The following is a 13,734-nucleotide window of genomic DNA, read 5'->3' on the forward strand; positions in this document are numbered from 1 at the left end:
CCCCTTGAAGGAGGGGAAGTTCCCCCCTATCCCGCAAAGCCGATGCCGCTCACCCCCCGCAAAGACCGTGATCCGCTCGGCTGGTGCCTCTTCATCACGCTCGGATTCCTTGCCCTGTTGCTCTGGCGCATCGACCTGCCGGGGCGATACTATTTCGACGAGATCCACTACGTTCCGGCCTCGCTCAAGCTGCTGGAACTGATCCCGGCGAACCGCGAACATCCGATGTTCGCAAAGGAAGTGATCGCCACCTCTATCCACTTCCTGGGCGACCGTCCGATCGGGTGGAGACTGCCCTCGGCGCTGTTCGGCGCATTGGGCCTGCTCGGGTTCGGCCGCCTGATGTGGCACGCCTCGCATCGCCGCGCAGCGACGCTGGCGGCGATGATGCTGCTGGCGACCAATTTCATGTGGTTCGTCCAGAGCCGCATCGCCATGCTGGACATGATCGAGGCGGGCCTGTGCATGGTCGGCCTGTGGCAGTTCGCGGCAGCCCTGCGGTCCGGTTCGAAAGCCGCCGGGCGCTTCAGGCTGCTGCTTTCAGGGCTCGCCCTGGGCCTCTCGATAGCAGCGAAGTGGACGAGCGCGCCGGCCGTCATGCTGCCGGGCCTGTGCTTCCTCATCCTGTGGATTCGCGAAAACGGCCTGACCTTTGCCGGACGCCCCAAGGGTGGACCGGTCAAGGGCATCTCGCTGATCGAGGCGGCCTTCTGGCTCGGCCTGTTCCCGCTCGCGGTCTACTGGGCCACTTACGCGCCGGCGATGTTCTACACCGACCGTCCGGTCTCGCCTTTCGGCTTCCTCAAGCAACACGAGTACATGCTGCGCTTGCAGGAAAGCGTGAAAAAGCCCCATCCCTACCGCAGCGTGTGGTACCAGTGGGTCGGCGACCTGCGGGTGATCTGGTACCTGTTCGAGACCATGAAGGATACGCAGCGCGGCATCGTCATGCTGGGCAATCCGTTCTCGATGATGGTCGGCCTGCTGGCCCTGCTCTGGGGTATAGGCGCCGCGATCTACCAGAAGCGCCACGACGTGCTGGCCTTCGTCCTGCTCTATGCCGCGACGCTGGGCGTGTGGATCTACAACGCCAAGCCGGTGCAGTTCTATTACCACTACCTGCTGCCCGGTGCCTTCCTGATGGGGGTTCTGGCGCTTGCCCTCGATGCCATGTGGGCCAGCAAGGGACGCTGGCAGCGCGTGGGCACAGGGACTTTCGTCCTCGCCCTCGGCTTTTTCGTCCTGTTCTTCCCGATCCTCTCGGGGCTGCCCCTGCCAAAGGACGTCTACAACTTCTGGATGTGGCTGCCCGGCTGGCGCTGATATCGCGGGTCACAAAGAAGGCCCCGCCGATTGCCGCGCGGAGCCCTTGTTTGCCCGACCTTTCGCTAGGTCGGTTATGCGCTTGGGAAGCCCCGTACTGCGATCAGTACTTGCCCCAGACGAACTTGGACGACAGCGCGAAGTTCCAAACCGAGCCGAGGATGATGCCGGTCACGACGGCGACAACGTCATGGAAGCCCATCGTCTTGAGCATGGCGGCCGAACCGATATTGGTCAGCAAGCCCAGCGAACAGGTCACGCCGAACTGCGCCCAGCCGCGCATCAGCGGCACGAAGCCGCGCAGACGCTTGTCCGAATAGGTCAGCTCGTTGTTGAGCACGAAGTTGAATGTCATCGCGACGACGGCGGCGATGGTGTTCGCCACGTTGAACGTCGCGCTTTCCGACCAGTTGCCGTAGACGAAACGCTCACGGAACACGACGTGGAGCATCATCCACAGCGCCGCTAGCTGGACGACCACGCCCATTGCGCCGACAGTGCCGAACAGCGCGAAGCGGGTCGGAATGATGCGGCCGAGCCATTTGTCGTAAAGACCAATGAGAAATTCGAACACGACGGTCTGATCCAGCTTGCTTTCGCCTTCCGCGCGGGCGGCGAAGTGGAGGGGGAATTCCTTGACCCGAAGCGGCCGATCGACCGTGGCAAGGATGTCGAGAAGGATCTTGAAGCCCACACCCGAAAGGCGGTGGGCGTCTGCACGCAAGGTTTCCGTGCGCAGCATGAAATAGCCGCTCATCGGGTCGGTCAGTTCGACGCCGGTCACCTTGTTGGCGATCCTGTTGGCAATGCCCGATGCCTTGACGCGGTCAGGCCTTCCCCACGCCTCGGTGCTCGCCCCTTCCGCAAAGCGTGAGGCATAGGCGAGATCGTACTCGCCCGACTGCACGGCCTTGAGCATCTGGGGCAGCAGTTCCGGATCGTGCTGGTGGTCGGCATCCATCACCGCCACCACCGGGGCTGCGGTGGAACACATGCCCTCGATCGCTGCGCTCGCCAGGCCGCGACGCCCGATGCGCTGGATGCAGCGCACGCGCGGGTCTTTCAACGAAAGGCGACGGGCCTCGTCGGAAGTCCCGTCCGGGCTGTTGTCGTCAACGAAGATGGCTTCCCAGACCACGCCCTTGAGCGCGGCATCGAGCCGCTCGACCATGCCGGCAACGTTGCCGCGTTCATTGAACGTCGGCAGCACGATAGCCAGCTCGAGCGGCTGCGCGGCAACGTCCACGGCCTGAGCAAGATCGGAACGAGTAATGTTCATGCGCCCCATGTTTCTTATGGACTACCTTGGGTAAGTCCTGCGCCTGTTACAACCGTTCGACGACGGCGTCACCGATTTCCCGCGTTCCGGCGCTGCCGCCAAGATCGCCGCCCTTGATGCCGTCGGCAAGCGCCCTGGCCACGGCGGCCTCGATCCGCGCCGCTTCGGCCTCGAGGCCAAGGCTATGGCGCAGCAGCATGGCCGCGGAAAGGATCGTCGCCATCGGATTGGCAAGGTTCTTGCCTGCGATGTCCGGCGCGGAACCGTGGATCGGCTCATAAAGGCCGAAGGAGCCTTCAGCCAGCGATGCCGAGGCGAGCAGGCCGATCGAGCCGACGCACATGCTGGCCTGGTCCGACAGGATATCGCCGAACAGGTTGCCGGTGACGATGACGTCGAACTGGCCCGGATTCTTGACGAGCTGCATTGCCGCGTTGTCCACGTACATGTGGCTCAGTTCGACTTCGGGATACTCGGCCGAAACCTCGATCACCACGTCACGCCACAGCTGCGAGGTTTCCAGCACGTTGGCCTTGTCGACCGAAGTCAGCTTCCTGCCGCGGGTCATCGCGGCCTTGAATCCCGAATGGGCGATGCGGCGCACCTCGTCCTCGGCATAGGACATCATGTCCCAGCCCTGGCGGCGGCCGTCTTCCAGCGTACGCATGCCCTTCTCGCCGAAGTAGACGTCGCCGTTGAGTTCGCGAACGATGAGCAGGTCGATGGTCTGCGCGACTTCGCGGCGCAGCGTCGTCAGGTCCTCAAGGCCCGGGAAAACGCGTGCCGGGCGCAGGTTCGCGAACAGGCCGAGTTCCTTGCGCAGGCCGAGAATGGCCTGCTCCGGACGCAGGTGACGTTCAAGATTGTCGCAGGAAAAATCGCCCACGGCGCCGAACAGGATCGCATCGCTCGAACGGGCAATGTCCAAAGTCTGCTGCGGCAACGGGTGTCCGTGCTTGTAATAGGCCGCGCCGCCGACATCGCCTTCGACCAGTTCGAGGCCCGGCAGGTCCAGCGTCTCGAGCACGCGGACCGCCTGTTCGGTGACCTCGGGGCCGATTCCGTCTCCTGCAAAAACCGCGATGCGCATGGCGTCTCCAGACTCGTCTTGTAGCTTCAGATACGTGCCAGCCGCTCACGCAGCAGGTCGCGCGCCGCCATAACGTCTCTGCGCCGATCAGCAAGCGGATACCTTGCCAGTTCACGTCCCAGTCTGTCGAAAGTGTCGAGAACGGCGACCCAATCCTCGTCCTGTGGCCGGGGCACGGGCACCCCGTAGCCCAGTTCGCGCAGCAGCAGCACTTCGAAGGATAGCAGCGGCAAGGCCCAGCCGCGCGCGGACGGCGCCACGCAAATCGCATCGAGCAAGGCCTCGAGCGCATCGTAAAGCGCGGGATAAGGATGCCGCTCGGGCAAGGCGATCGCGGTGAGCGCGGTGACCCAGGAAATGGCGGCAGAAGGCAAGGGCTCGGTCAGCCAAGGCCCGCGACTCTCGACAAGCTCGAGCCGCGCATAAGGCAACTGGCTTTCCGATCGTGCTCGGATCTCGGCATCGACCAGGTTGCCCGGAATGACCACGGGCCGCAGGTTGCGCCCCCTGCCTCCTGCCACGTAAGCCGCAACGATGCCGCTCTCCTGTGTCAGCAGGCGCGCAATCACCGCCGTTTCGCCGTGCGGCCTCGTGGAACAGACTATGGCGGGAGCGCGAAGCTGCATGGCTTCCCTGTGCTACGGTTGATCGGCCGGGGCAAGCCGAGCGCGATCACCTTCGCCGCAAGGACCAGGGCGCGAAGAGCCCCGCACGGCCAAGCGCGCCCCACAGGAAACCGCAGATGGCCAGACTTGCCGGAACCTGCGCGGCAATCAGCAGGTCATGCCAGTCCCGGCGCGCGGCGATGACTTCTCCCACGAGAGGCACTGCCTGCGCCGTACCGAGAAAATAGAGCAAGGTCGCCAGCCCCGGAAACAGCGCTGCGAAGGCAGGCAGGCGCCGCGCGATGAGGATAGCGAGACCCCAGAGGCCAAGGACTGCGAATGGCAGGCCGAACGCCAGCGCTTCCAGTTCGGCAGCCGCGCCGCTGCGGTCCATGATGCCGGACACCGGAGCGACGAAGTCGGAAATTCGCCGGAAATGCCAGGAAAGCGGCAGGAGACCGGGCACGAGCACGGCCGCCGGCATCCAGCGCGGCATGGCGTCCGGCCAGCGCAGGCGCGCACGACGGCCAAGCGCCAGTCCAAGGACCAGCGCAGCGATGCCGTACAAGGTCAGGTAAAAGGCGGGCACCGGATCTGCGTCCGATGGACCGATCAACCCTTGGCGGAGAGCTTGGCCTCGAGCGCCGCGACCTGCTTCTTCAGCGTCTCGGTTTCCTCGCGCGCCGTCGCAGCCATTTCCTTGACGGCGTCGAATTCCTCGCGACTGACGAAGTCCATGTCGCCCATGAGCTCCTTGAAGCGCTCCTTGGCGGTATCACGGGCCTCACGCGTCATGCCTGCAAACGTGCCGGCGGCGCTGTTCATCATCTTGACGAAGTCGGCGATGAAGGGATTTTCGCTTTGCATGGCCCTATGATGGTGCGCACCGAAACGCGGCGCAAGGGGGGTCAGATCTCGAAACGCTCAACCGCAGGCGCAACATCGACGCCGTCCAGCTTGGGATTGGCTTCGAGAAACGCGTAATTGAGGTAAGTCGCGAAGAAAATCCAGGCGAGATACGGCACCAGCAGTGCCGCCGCGATCGGCCGGACCCGATAGAACAGGACTGCCGTAAGCAGGACCAGCACGTCGAGCAATGCAATCACGATCAGCCCGCCGGTAATCTGATGTGCACCGAAGAAAATCGGAGACCACGCAAGATTCAGCGCGAACTGCACGGTGAAGACGAGCACGGCAATACCGCGTCCCCGCGCTCCGCGAGCCGCAGCCACCATCGCCAGCGCAAGTCCCATCAGGACGTACAGTATGGTCCAGACGATGCCGAAGGCCGCCGGTGGCGGATAGACCTCGGGCTTCACCAAGGCGGCGAACCATGGATTGTCCGGCCCGCTCTGGGCCATTTTGCCGGAAAGAAAGCCGAGCAGCACAAGTGCCGGCACGAAGACCAAAGCCCATCGCGCAAAACTGGCACGCAACTGACCTGACGAAGCAAGCAGGTTCATCCCCGCATTCACCCCCGAATCACCAAGAGACCATGAAGATTAGGCAATTTGTGTAACGGCTGGAGCAAAGGTGCAATCGTTAGACGCCCCTGCGTGCCGAAACGAGAAACTCCACATTGCCTTCCGGCCCCTTGATCGGGCTTTCGACAATGCCTTCTACTTGCCAACCTTCACCCTCCAGCCAAGTGCGCACTTCGGCGCAGACACGTTCATGCAGGGCTGGGTCCCGGACAACGCCGCCCTTCCCCACTTCGTTGCGACCGACCTCGAACTGCGGCTTGATCAGGGCGACGAGCCGGCAATCGGGGGCTGCGAGGCGCAAGGGAACTTCCAGAACCTTGGCAAGTCCGATGAAGCTGGCATCGCAAACCACCCAGTTGCAGGGCGCATCGATAAGCTCAGGCGTGAGAATGCGCGCGGAAGTCTGCTCCAGGACAGTCACCCGCGGGTCCTGCCGCAGCTTCCAGGCGAGCTGGTTGGTCCCGGAATCGACCGCAAAGACCCGGCTCGCCCCATTCGTCAGCAGGACGTCGGTGAAGCCGCCGGTCGAACTGCCAATGTCCATCGCCACCGCATCGGCTGGATCCAGGCCGAAATGCTCGATGGCATGGGCAAGCTTGATGCCACCGCGCGAAACCCAGGGGTGATCGCGGCCGCGTACTTCCAGCGGCATGTCGCCGCGCAGGCTCTGCCCCGGCTTGGCAATCTTGGTTTCCCCGGAAAAGACGAGCCCGGCCAGTACCAGCGCCTGCGCGCGGGTGCGACTCTCCGCCAGCCCGCGGTCGACCAGCATCTGATCGACGCGCGCCTTGGGGGCGGGCTTTGGTTTTCCGACAGATAGTTGCGCAGATGGGTCAGTCATCGGGCCTGGGTACTTGAGATGGAGCGATTGTCATTCCATACCGGGAGCATGAAGGCAAATCCGCGCCTGCGCTCCACCTCCGTTTCGCTTCGCCTCCTTTCGGTCCTGACCGGGGCCCTGGCGCTTGCCGGCTGCATTCCGCAAGTGGCGGCTCCCCCGCCCCAACCGGCGCAGCGCCCCACGCCCACCCCGGCAACGACACCGACGCCCCTGCCACCTCCGGCTAGCGACTGGCGCGACGCACCGGCGACGCCAGGCGACTGGCAATACGCCCCCGGTTCGGCCGGCTCTTTCGCCAGTTTCGCCGGCGGCCAGTTCATCCTGCGCTGCGAGCGGCAGCAACAGAAGGTGTCGCTGACCCGCGCAGGCGTAGCTGCGGGTCCCGTTTCGATGGCGATCCGCACCACCGAAGGCGAACGCACCCTCGTCGCCAATCCGCTGCAGGGCGGCGTTTCGACAAGCCTGGCCGCCCGCGACCCGCTGCTCGATGACATGGCCTTCAGCCGCGGTCGCTTCGCAGTGCAAGTTCCGGGCATGGCAGCGCTCTACATTCCGAGCTGGACCGAAGTTTCGCGCGTCATCGAAGACTGCCGTTAACCCGGCCGCCGCCACGAATCGATCTTCGCATTCAGCTTCGCCGCGCCATTTTGCGCACGAGGCATGACAAGGCGGCCTCGTACCGGCCTCCACGGGATCGCCACGCGGCTGCAATTCCGAATCGACCATTAGTCACAACGCCATATCGGCTTTCCCGAAGAGAGCGGATTCGACCGCAAGCGGCTGATTCGATTTGCCGATCCCCTGCACTAGACCGCGGTAAGGTATTGCCCAAGAGCTGGGTCGCCTCTCCATGGAGACGAATCACAAGCCGTCCAAACGGCGATTCGGACTTCAAAAGCGGGTGAAAAAGCGCTGATTTCGGTAAATTCCGGCTCTCTTCAGGCCGCACTCAGCGGTGCCCCGAGCGGTGGGTCGAAATCGACCTCCAAGCTGGGGAAAACTGGCCGAAGTCATCATAATGACCGCAAAAAAAACGAATGCAAGACTTGTTGTGCGATGCGGAATCGGACACAAAAATACTCAAGACCGAAGGCCCCGGGAAACGCGCCCAGGACGACCTGAAGTCCCAGCCGCGAAAGCGGTGATCTTTGGCTCAACAGCGCGAAAGGAGGTGATCCGATGTCTCATGGTTCAGCAGAGAGGTCGGCAATTTCCGTCGCGAGGCATTATCGCTGAATTCTGATCAGGCGATAAAGGCTTTCGCTGGCGGCACTTCCGGCCGCTGACCATGCGAATGGCCGCACCGGTTTTCCGGTGCGGCCATTCTCATTGAGCAAACAATTCTCATTCAGCAAACAATCGAGGTCGTCCCGACTCGCGGGCACGGCCTTTTTTTCATGCCCAGCGCCCTGGAGCAGCGCGGCCCTGAAGCAGCCGAGCGCCCATGCGTGCCGGCAACACCGGACTCGCGCAGTCCGATGCATCCATCCCTGCTCCTCGAATTGAGAAGATGAGGCTGGAAAATCGCCGGTAAGACGCCCATTGGCATCACTTGCTTTCAGCCGTTGCGGAAGACACCGCGCGCGCAGCAATTTGCCTCGCTGCGGCGACATGCTAATACATTACGGCTAAGTATCAAAATTTCTTTTCGGTTGCACTGAGCGCAATTTTTGTTCAACAGCGCGCCGCACGTACAATGATGAGGACCTAGTTCGATGGCGACGCTCGCCGATGCCGGCCTGACCTTCACTTCCCTGCCCCACCCCTCGCCGACCGGCGCGGATCAACGGGCTGCAATTCTTGCCAATCCGGGCTTCGGCACGAACTTCTCGGACCACATGGTGGTGATCGAGTGGACCGAGGGCCAGGGCTGGCACGATGCCGTGATCGGCCCGCGCCAGCCGATCGCACTCGATCCGGCCGCCTCTGTCCTCCACTACGCGCAGGAAATCTTCGAGGGCCTCAAGGCCTACAAGCAGGCGGACGGCAGCATTGCCCTGTTCCGCCCCGAAGCCAACGCCGCGCGCTTCAACCGCTCGGCCGAACGCCTCGCCATGCCCGAACTGCCCGAAGCGCTCTTCGTCGAATCCATCGAGCGCCTGGTGCAGGCCGACCGCGACTGGATCCCCGAGGCCGAAGGCGCGTCGCTCTACCTGCGCCCGTTCATGATCGCGACCGAGGCCTTCCTCGGCGTGCGTCCGGCCAAGCAGTACAAGTTCATCGTTATCGCCAGCCCGGCGGGCAACTACTTCAAATCGGGCGCCCCGGCCGTCTCGATCTGGGTCAGCGACTATACGCGCGCCGCTCCTGGCGGCACCGGTGCAGCCAAGTGCGGCGGGAACTACGCCGCCAGCCTCGTGCCGCAGGGCGAGGCGATTGCCCGTGGCCACGACCAGGTCGTCTTCCTCGATGCCGCCGAGCACAAGTGGATCGAGGAACTGGGCGGCATGAACCTGTACTTCGTATTCGACGACGGTACCCTGCTCACGCCGGAACTGACGGGAACGATCCTGCCCGGCATTACCCGCGACAGCCTGCTCACCCTTGCCCGCGAGGAAGGGCTCACCGTCACCGAAGGCCGCTATTCGATCGACCAGTGGCGCGAGGATGCAAAGTCGGGTCGGCTCGTCGAGACTTTCGCCTGCGGCACCGCGGCCGTTGTCACCCCGGTCGGCAAGGTTTCCGGGCGCGACGGTGAATTCACCGTCGGTTCGGGCGGCCCCGGCCAGCTCACCCAGAAGCTGAAGAGCCGCCTCGTCGCCATCCAGCGCGGGCAGGAAGCCGATACCCACGGCTGGATCCGCAAGATCGGCTGATCGAGCCGCATCTCGGTCACGGGATTTCGCAAAAAGGCCCGGCAACGCATGGCGCTGCCGGGCCTTTTCTCGTTGGACGAGCAATCGTCCGCTCCGAACCGACGCCCTGCCGCCCAGGACCTTGTCCCCGGACAGGGCCGATCCTACCTACCGGGCCTGTGCCCCTATCCCTTACAGCGAAACAGGATGCCCCCCGCATGACCGATCTCACCTACACGCCGCCGAAAGTCTGGACATGGGATGCGGAAAACGGCGGCCAATGGGCCAAGACCAATCGCCCGATCGCCGGGCCCACGCATGACAAGGAACTGCCGCGCGGCCAGCACCCGTTCCAGCTCTATTCGCTGGGCACGCCCAATGGCCAGAAAGTCACGATCATGTTCGAGGAACTGCTCGCGGCAGGCATAAGCGATGCGGAGTACGATGCCTGGCTGATCTCGATCGGCGATGGCGACCAGTTCGGATCGGGATTCGTCTCGATCAATCCGAATTCGAAGATCCCTGCTCTGCTCGACTGCTCGGGCGATGAGCCGATCCGCATCTTCGAATCGGGCGCGATCCTCGTCCACCTCGCCGAGAAATTCGGCAAATTCCTTCCCACCGCACCTGCCGCGCGCGCCGAGTGCATGTCATGGCTGATGTGGCAGATGTCCACGGCCCCGGTGATCGGCGGCGGCTTCGGGCACTTCTACGCTTATGCGCCCAAGAAGTACGAGTACCCGATCAACCGTTATGCCATGGAAACGAAACGGATCTTCGATGTCGCGGACCGGCGCCTTGCCGAGAACCGCTACCTCGCCGGGGAGGAGTACACGATCGCGGACATCGCCACTTACGGCTGGTTCGGCGCATTCCTTCGCGGTGACGCCTATGACGACGGAGCAACCTTCCTGGACATTCCCAGTTACAAGAATGTCGTGCGCTGGGGCGAGGAAGTGGGCAACCGCAAGGGAGTCCAGCGCGGCCGCATCGTCAACCGCAACAGCGAAGGCTTCGTAAGCGAACGCCACAGCGCTGCCGATATCGACGCAGTCCTTTCCGCCTGATCGCATGGCGGGGGGCCAATTGTCCGAAACATGCGATTGGCCCCTTTTCAGCCCGAACATTAGCCGCTAAGCGCGCATTCCCTGCTGGGGCGTCGCCAAGTGGTAAGGCACCGGTTTTTGGTACCGGCATTCGCAGGTTCGAATCCTGCCGCCCCAGCCAGCAGCTTTCTGCGAGTCCTGCCCTGTCAGCGTCACGGGCACAGAACGCGTACCGCAGATCAGCCTCGGTGAAGCTCCAATTTTGCCACCGCAGAATCGCCTGGCGCGACGACAGCATAGGATCGGGCTCGTCCTGGTCATGTTCAGGCTCATCAACATATTGCTAATTGAACCTGCGCCAGCCCGTGGCTGCTGACGTAGCTACTGGCCGGTACCTTTTTCATCGGTCATGCGCTGGACGAGCAATTCGATCTCATCAGGGTTGAGGACCCATGTTCGTGTCTTCTGACCTGTTCTGAACACCGGTCGTGTCAACAGGATGCGCGCTTGTTCCTTGGCGAAAGGCTTGAAGAGCGAGAAGTGCATCACGCATTCCAGGATCGTTCCAATGACCGGCGTTTTGCCGTCCAGATCTATCAGCGTCGCAGGCTGGTCCCAGGGTATGTTCATCATCGCCCCCGATTATCGTGCAACACCTCGGCTGCAAAGCGTCAAACACCCGACCCAGCGACCTTATTGGCGAGGAATGAGATCGCCTAGCGCTGTCGATGCCCAAACCAGGGCGCTGATTCCCGACCACGCGAGGTAGATTTTCGCGAGGCAATCAACGCCGTGCGCGACCTTGCTCGGTCACCCTATAGCCGGTGCCAGGAACTGGCGCGCAGGTTATCGGGACGGGTAGCCGTTGCGGAGGGCTTCCTCACCCTGCCCTCTCCGCTCTGACGGGCATTGCTTTCAGCGGCACACCATCTGCCCTTGGAGTCTGTCTGGCATGGCACACGAAAAAGGAGCGACCGCAACGCGCGATCGCCCCCTTCCCCTGCCAGCTTGCTGACAAACGTATTGATCAGAACTTGTAGGAGCCCTTGACCCCGAAGGTGCGGGGCTGCGGCGGCGCCACGATCAGCGTATTCTGGCCTTCACCGGCTCCAAGACGCGGGTTGGAGCTGCGCAGGATGTTGGTTGGCGTCTTGTCATCGAACAGGTTAGTGACAAAAAGTTCGACCGAGTAGTGCTCGCTGCGCAAGCCACCGCGCAGATTGAAGCGGTTTGCCGGATCGGTATAGGCAAGGTTCGCTTCGGTCGCGTACATCCGTCCGGTGTAGGTGTAGTCGAGGCGGGCAAAGCCGTCCCAGGTCGCATTGATCGGGCGATCATAGTAGACCGAGGCCGATCCGCTGAACTCTGCGTAACGCGGCATAAGGTTACCTACCGGATTGCGATTGCCGGTGATGAACACGCATTCTGCGCAGTCGGTATACTTGATCTCGCTTCCCGCCCAGTTGAACGTGCCCTCGATCGTGAGGTAGTTGCTGGCTCGCACCGTTGCTTCAAGTTCGAGACCGTAAAGATCGGTCGAACCGTTGGCGAGAGTGACCGTCGTCGTCTGCAGCGTGGGCGTGCCGCCGACGTCGATGGTATAGGGAATGTTCTGATTGATCTGACGACCACGCCATTTCATGTAATAGGCGGAGGCCAGAAGCCGCAGGCGCTTGTCGAAGAATTCGCCTTTAACGCCAGCTTCGAAGTTGGTGAGCTTCTCTTCAGGCACTGCAAGCGGGACGTCCTGAACCGCAAGAACGGCATCTATCGTGGTCTGCGGCAGGGAGAAGAAGTTGGTATTGAATGTGCCCGGGCGGGTGCCGCGCGAATACGATGCATAGACATCGACGTCGGGCGTCACGTGGAAGTTCGCGATCAGGCGCGGACTGAAGGACTTGAAGGTCTTCTTGGCATCCGCGGCTATGTTGTAATGGTGAACTTCGTCCCACTGGTAGCGGCCTTCGGCACTGATCGTGACGATCTGACCGAAATCGTAGCTGAGCGAACCGAAGATACCCGTCGTCCTTGCATCGTAATTTGTCGGGCTTCCGAGATTGATGAATGTGCCGTTGATGTCAGCACGAACGCCAAAGTAAATGCCTTCCTCGTAGTAGTTCGCGCCCACAAGGAACTGCAGAGGTCCTTTCCCCGAAGTGCCGAAGCGTAACTCGGCCGAGGTATTGTCGATGTTATAGGGCAGATAGACCGCACGGAAATAACTAGGGTCCGGCCTGTTATAAGTCTCGGTCAGCGCGCCCCAGTCGTTTTTGTTGTGCCCGAAGTTGCCCGAGATCGCGTAATCGTCGAGGTCGTAATTGAAGGAGCCGATGATCTGGTAGGCTTCACGCTCGAGACCGAGATGATCGATGAAACCATCCTTGAGAACGCCGTTGTCTGTAATGAGCGAATAATCGGTGAGACCACCGAGCAGGGTGTTCTGCGAAATCCACTGCTTCGGGGCCGAACCGACACCACCGCAGATATAGTTGTTGCCGTCAACCGCCCGGCCCGTTCCGCCGGGATTGCAGTTGTAATGGTCCTCCGCAAGCAGGGCCTGTGCCGATGCACCGTCGGAATCTTCCCACATCGTGCCGTACAGGCGAACGTTCAGGCGGTCGGTGGGCTGGAAGTTGATGGCCAGCGATGCGGCGCGGGTTTCGCGCGAGCCCGCCTTGCCCGGGTAGCCGAAATTGTCGTAGGCGCCATCCGTCTTGTAGTAATAACCACCGACGCGCACCCCCAGCACGCCCTTGACCACCGGGGCTTCCACGGAGGCATTGAGCGTAAGCGTATCGAAGCTTGCGTAGGAGGCATCAATCTTGCCGCCCCATTCCTCGAGCGAGGGTGCGCGGGTCACGAAATTGATCGCGCCGGCAAACGTCGAACGGCCGAAATATGCGCTCTGCGGCCCCTTGACGACCTCGACACGCTCAACATCGCCGAGGCCCGGAACGGCGCCGGTCGGGATGGCGACGCCATCGACGAATACGGTTACGCCCTGCCGGTTCGGAGAATCGCCCGGATACATGCCACGCATGGAGAAAGTGCTGAAACCGCGATCATTGCGGTTGGCGGAACTGTTCTGGTAGCGCAAGCCAGGCACGAAATCATTGAGTTCATTGAAACCCTGCACACCCCTGGCTTCGAGACCTTCACCGCTGATCGCCGAGATAGACAGCGGAACGTCGAGAATGCTTTCGTCGCGCTTTCGCGCGGTGACCACAATGTCACCCGAGAATTCGGCTTCCGCGGACGCTTTGTCACCGGA

13 protein-coding genes and 1 tRNA gene are annotated in these 13,734 nt (G+C 62.4%); 5 read left to right on the plus strand and 9 right to left on the minus strand.

Annotation, left to right across the window (positions count from 1 at the left end; translation table 11 throughout):
• Positions 1 to 42: 42 nt before the first annotated feature.
• Positions 43 to 1,323, plus strand: coding sequence for a phospholipid carrier-dependent glycosyltransferase (locus tag J3474_RS13415; protein WP_207094519.1), 1,281 nt, complete (start codon positions 43 to 45; stop codon positions 1,321 to 1,323).
• A 103-nt stretch (positions 1,324 to 1,426) separates the two neighbouring features.
• Here J3474_RS13415 and J3474_RS13420 read toward each other — a convergent pair whose 3' ends face one another.
• The 7 genes from J3474_RS13420 to J3474_RS13450 all read right to left on the minus strand — a co-directional run bounded on the left by J3474_RS13420 (position 1,427) and on the right by J3474_RS13450 (position 6,622).
• Complete coding sequence (locus J3474_RS13420; protein ID WP_013833208.1) at positions 1,427 to 2,602, minus strand: glycosyltransferase family 2 protein; 1,176 nt, start codon at positions 2,600 to 2,602, stop codon at positions 1,427 to 1,429.
• A 46-nt stretch (positions 2,603 to 2,648) separates the two neighbouring features.
• Positions 2,649 to 3,692, minus strand: coding sequence for a 3-isopropylmalate dehydrogenase (gene leuB / locus J3474_RS13425; protein ID WP_013833207.1), 1,044 nt, complete (start codon positions 3,690 to 3,692; stop codon positions 2,649 to 2,651).
• Between the two features lie 26 nt (positions 3,693 to 3,718).
• Positions 3,719 to 4,318 carry a DNA repair protein RecO gene (locus tag J3474_RS13430; protein WP_207094520.1) on the minus strand — a complete coding sequence of 200 codons (600 nt, stop codon included), beginning with the start codon at positions 4,316 to 4,318 and terminating at the stop codon, positions 3,719 to 3,721.
• A gap of 46 nt (positions 4,319 to 4,364) precedes the next feature.
• The gene (locus J3474_RS13435) at positions 4,365 to 4,913 is read right to left on the minus strand and encodes a hypothetical protein (protein ID WP_207094521.1); all 549 of its coding nucleotides are present in this window, start codon (positions 4,911 to 4,913) and stop codon (positions 4,365 to 4,367) included.
• Complete coding sequence (locus J3474_RS13440) at positions 4,910 to 5,164, minus strand: accessory factor UbiK family protein (RefSeq protein ID WP_013833204.1); 255 nt, start codon at positions 5,162 to 5,164, stop codon at positions 4,910 to 4,912. Before J3474_RS13440 ends, J3474_RS13435 begins: the two co-directional genes overlap by 4 nt.
• A 41-nt stretch (positions 5,165 to 5,205) precedes the next feature.
• Positions 5,206 to 5,760, minus strand: a complete 555-nt coding sequence (locus J3474_RS13445) for a TspO/MBR family protein (RefSeq protein ID WP_207094522.1) — start codon at positions 5,758 to 5,760, stop codon at positions 5,206 to 5,208.
• Between the two features lie 79 nt (positions 5,761 to 5,839).
• Positions 5,840 to 6,622: a TlyA family RNA methyltransferase gene (locus J3474_RS13450; protein WP_013833202.1), complete on the minus strand. Its 783-nt coding sequence runs from the start codon at positions 6,620 to 6,622 to the stop codon at positions 5,840 to 5,842.
• Positions 6,623 to 6,670: 48 nt separating this feature from the next.
• Here J3474_RS13450 and J3474_RS13455 point away from each other — a divergent pair, with 48 nt between their 5' ends.
• The 4 genes from J3474_RS13455 to J3474_RS13470 all read left to right on the plus strand — a co-directional run bounded on the left by J3474_RS13455 (position 6,671) and on the right by J3474_RS13470 (position 10,644).
• Complete coding sequence (locus J3474_RS13455; RefSeq protein WP_207094523.1) at positions 6,671 to 7,219, plus strand: hypothetical protein; 549 nt, start codon at positions 6,671 to 6,673, stop codon at positions 7,217 to 7,219.
• Between the two features lie 1,118 nt (positions 7,220 to 8,337).
• Positions 8,338 to 9,438: a branched-chain amino acid aminotransferase gene (locus J3474_RS13460; protein ID WP_207094524.1), complete on the plus strand. Its 1,101-nt coding sequence runs from the start codon at positions 8,338 to 8,340 to the stop codon at positions 9,436 to 9,438.
• A gap of 197 nt (positions 9,439 to 9,635) precedes the next feature.
• Positions 9,636 to 10,484 (plus strand): glutathione-dependent disulfide-bond oxidoreductase, encoded by an 849-nt coding sequence (gene yghU / locus J3474_RS13465; RefSeq protein ID WP_207094525.1) that lies wholly within the window; start codon positions 9,636 to 9,638, stop codon positions 10,482 to 10,484.
• A gap of 85 nt (positions 10,485 to 10,569) precedes the next feature.
• A tRNA-Gln gene (locus J3474_RS13470) sits at positions 10,570 to 10,644 on the plus strand.
• Positions 10,645 to 10,844: 200 nt separating this feature from the next.
• On the opposite strand, the gene J3474_RS13475 is transcribed toward J3474_RS13470, so the two are convergent.
• Positions 10,845 to 11,096, minus strand: coding sequence for a hypothetical protein (locus tag J3474_RS13475; RefSeq protein ID WP_041558926.1), 252 nt, complete (start codon positions 11,094 to 11,096; stop codon positions 10,845 to 10,847).
• A 394-nt stretch (positions 11,097 to 11,490) separates the two neighbouring features.
• Positions 11,491 to 13,689, minus strand: coding sequence for a TonB-dependent receptor (locus J3474_RS13480; RefSeq protein ID WP_207094526.1), 2,199 nt, complete (start codon positions 13,687 to 13,689; stop codon positions 11,491 to 11,493).
• Positions 13,690 to 13,734 lie beyond the last annotated feature (45 nt).

Source organism: Novosphingobium sp. PY1 (assembly GCF_017312445.1).
GTDB lineage: Bacteria > Pseudomonadota > Alphaproteobacteria > Sphingomonadales > Sphingomonadaceae > Novosphingobium.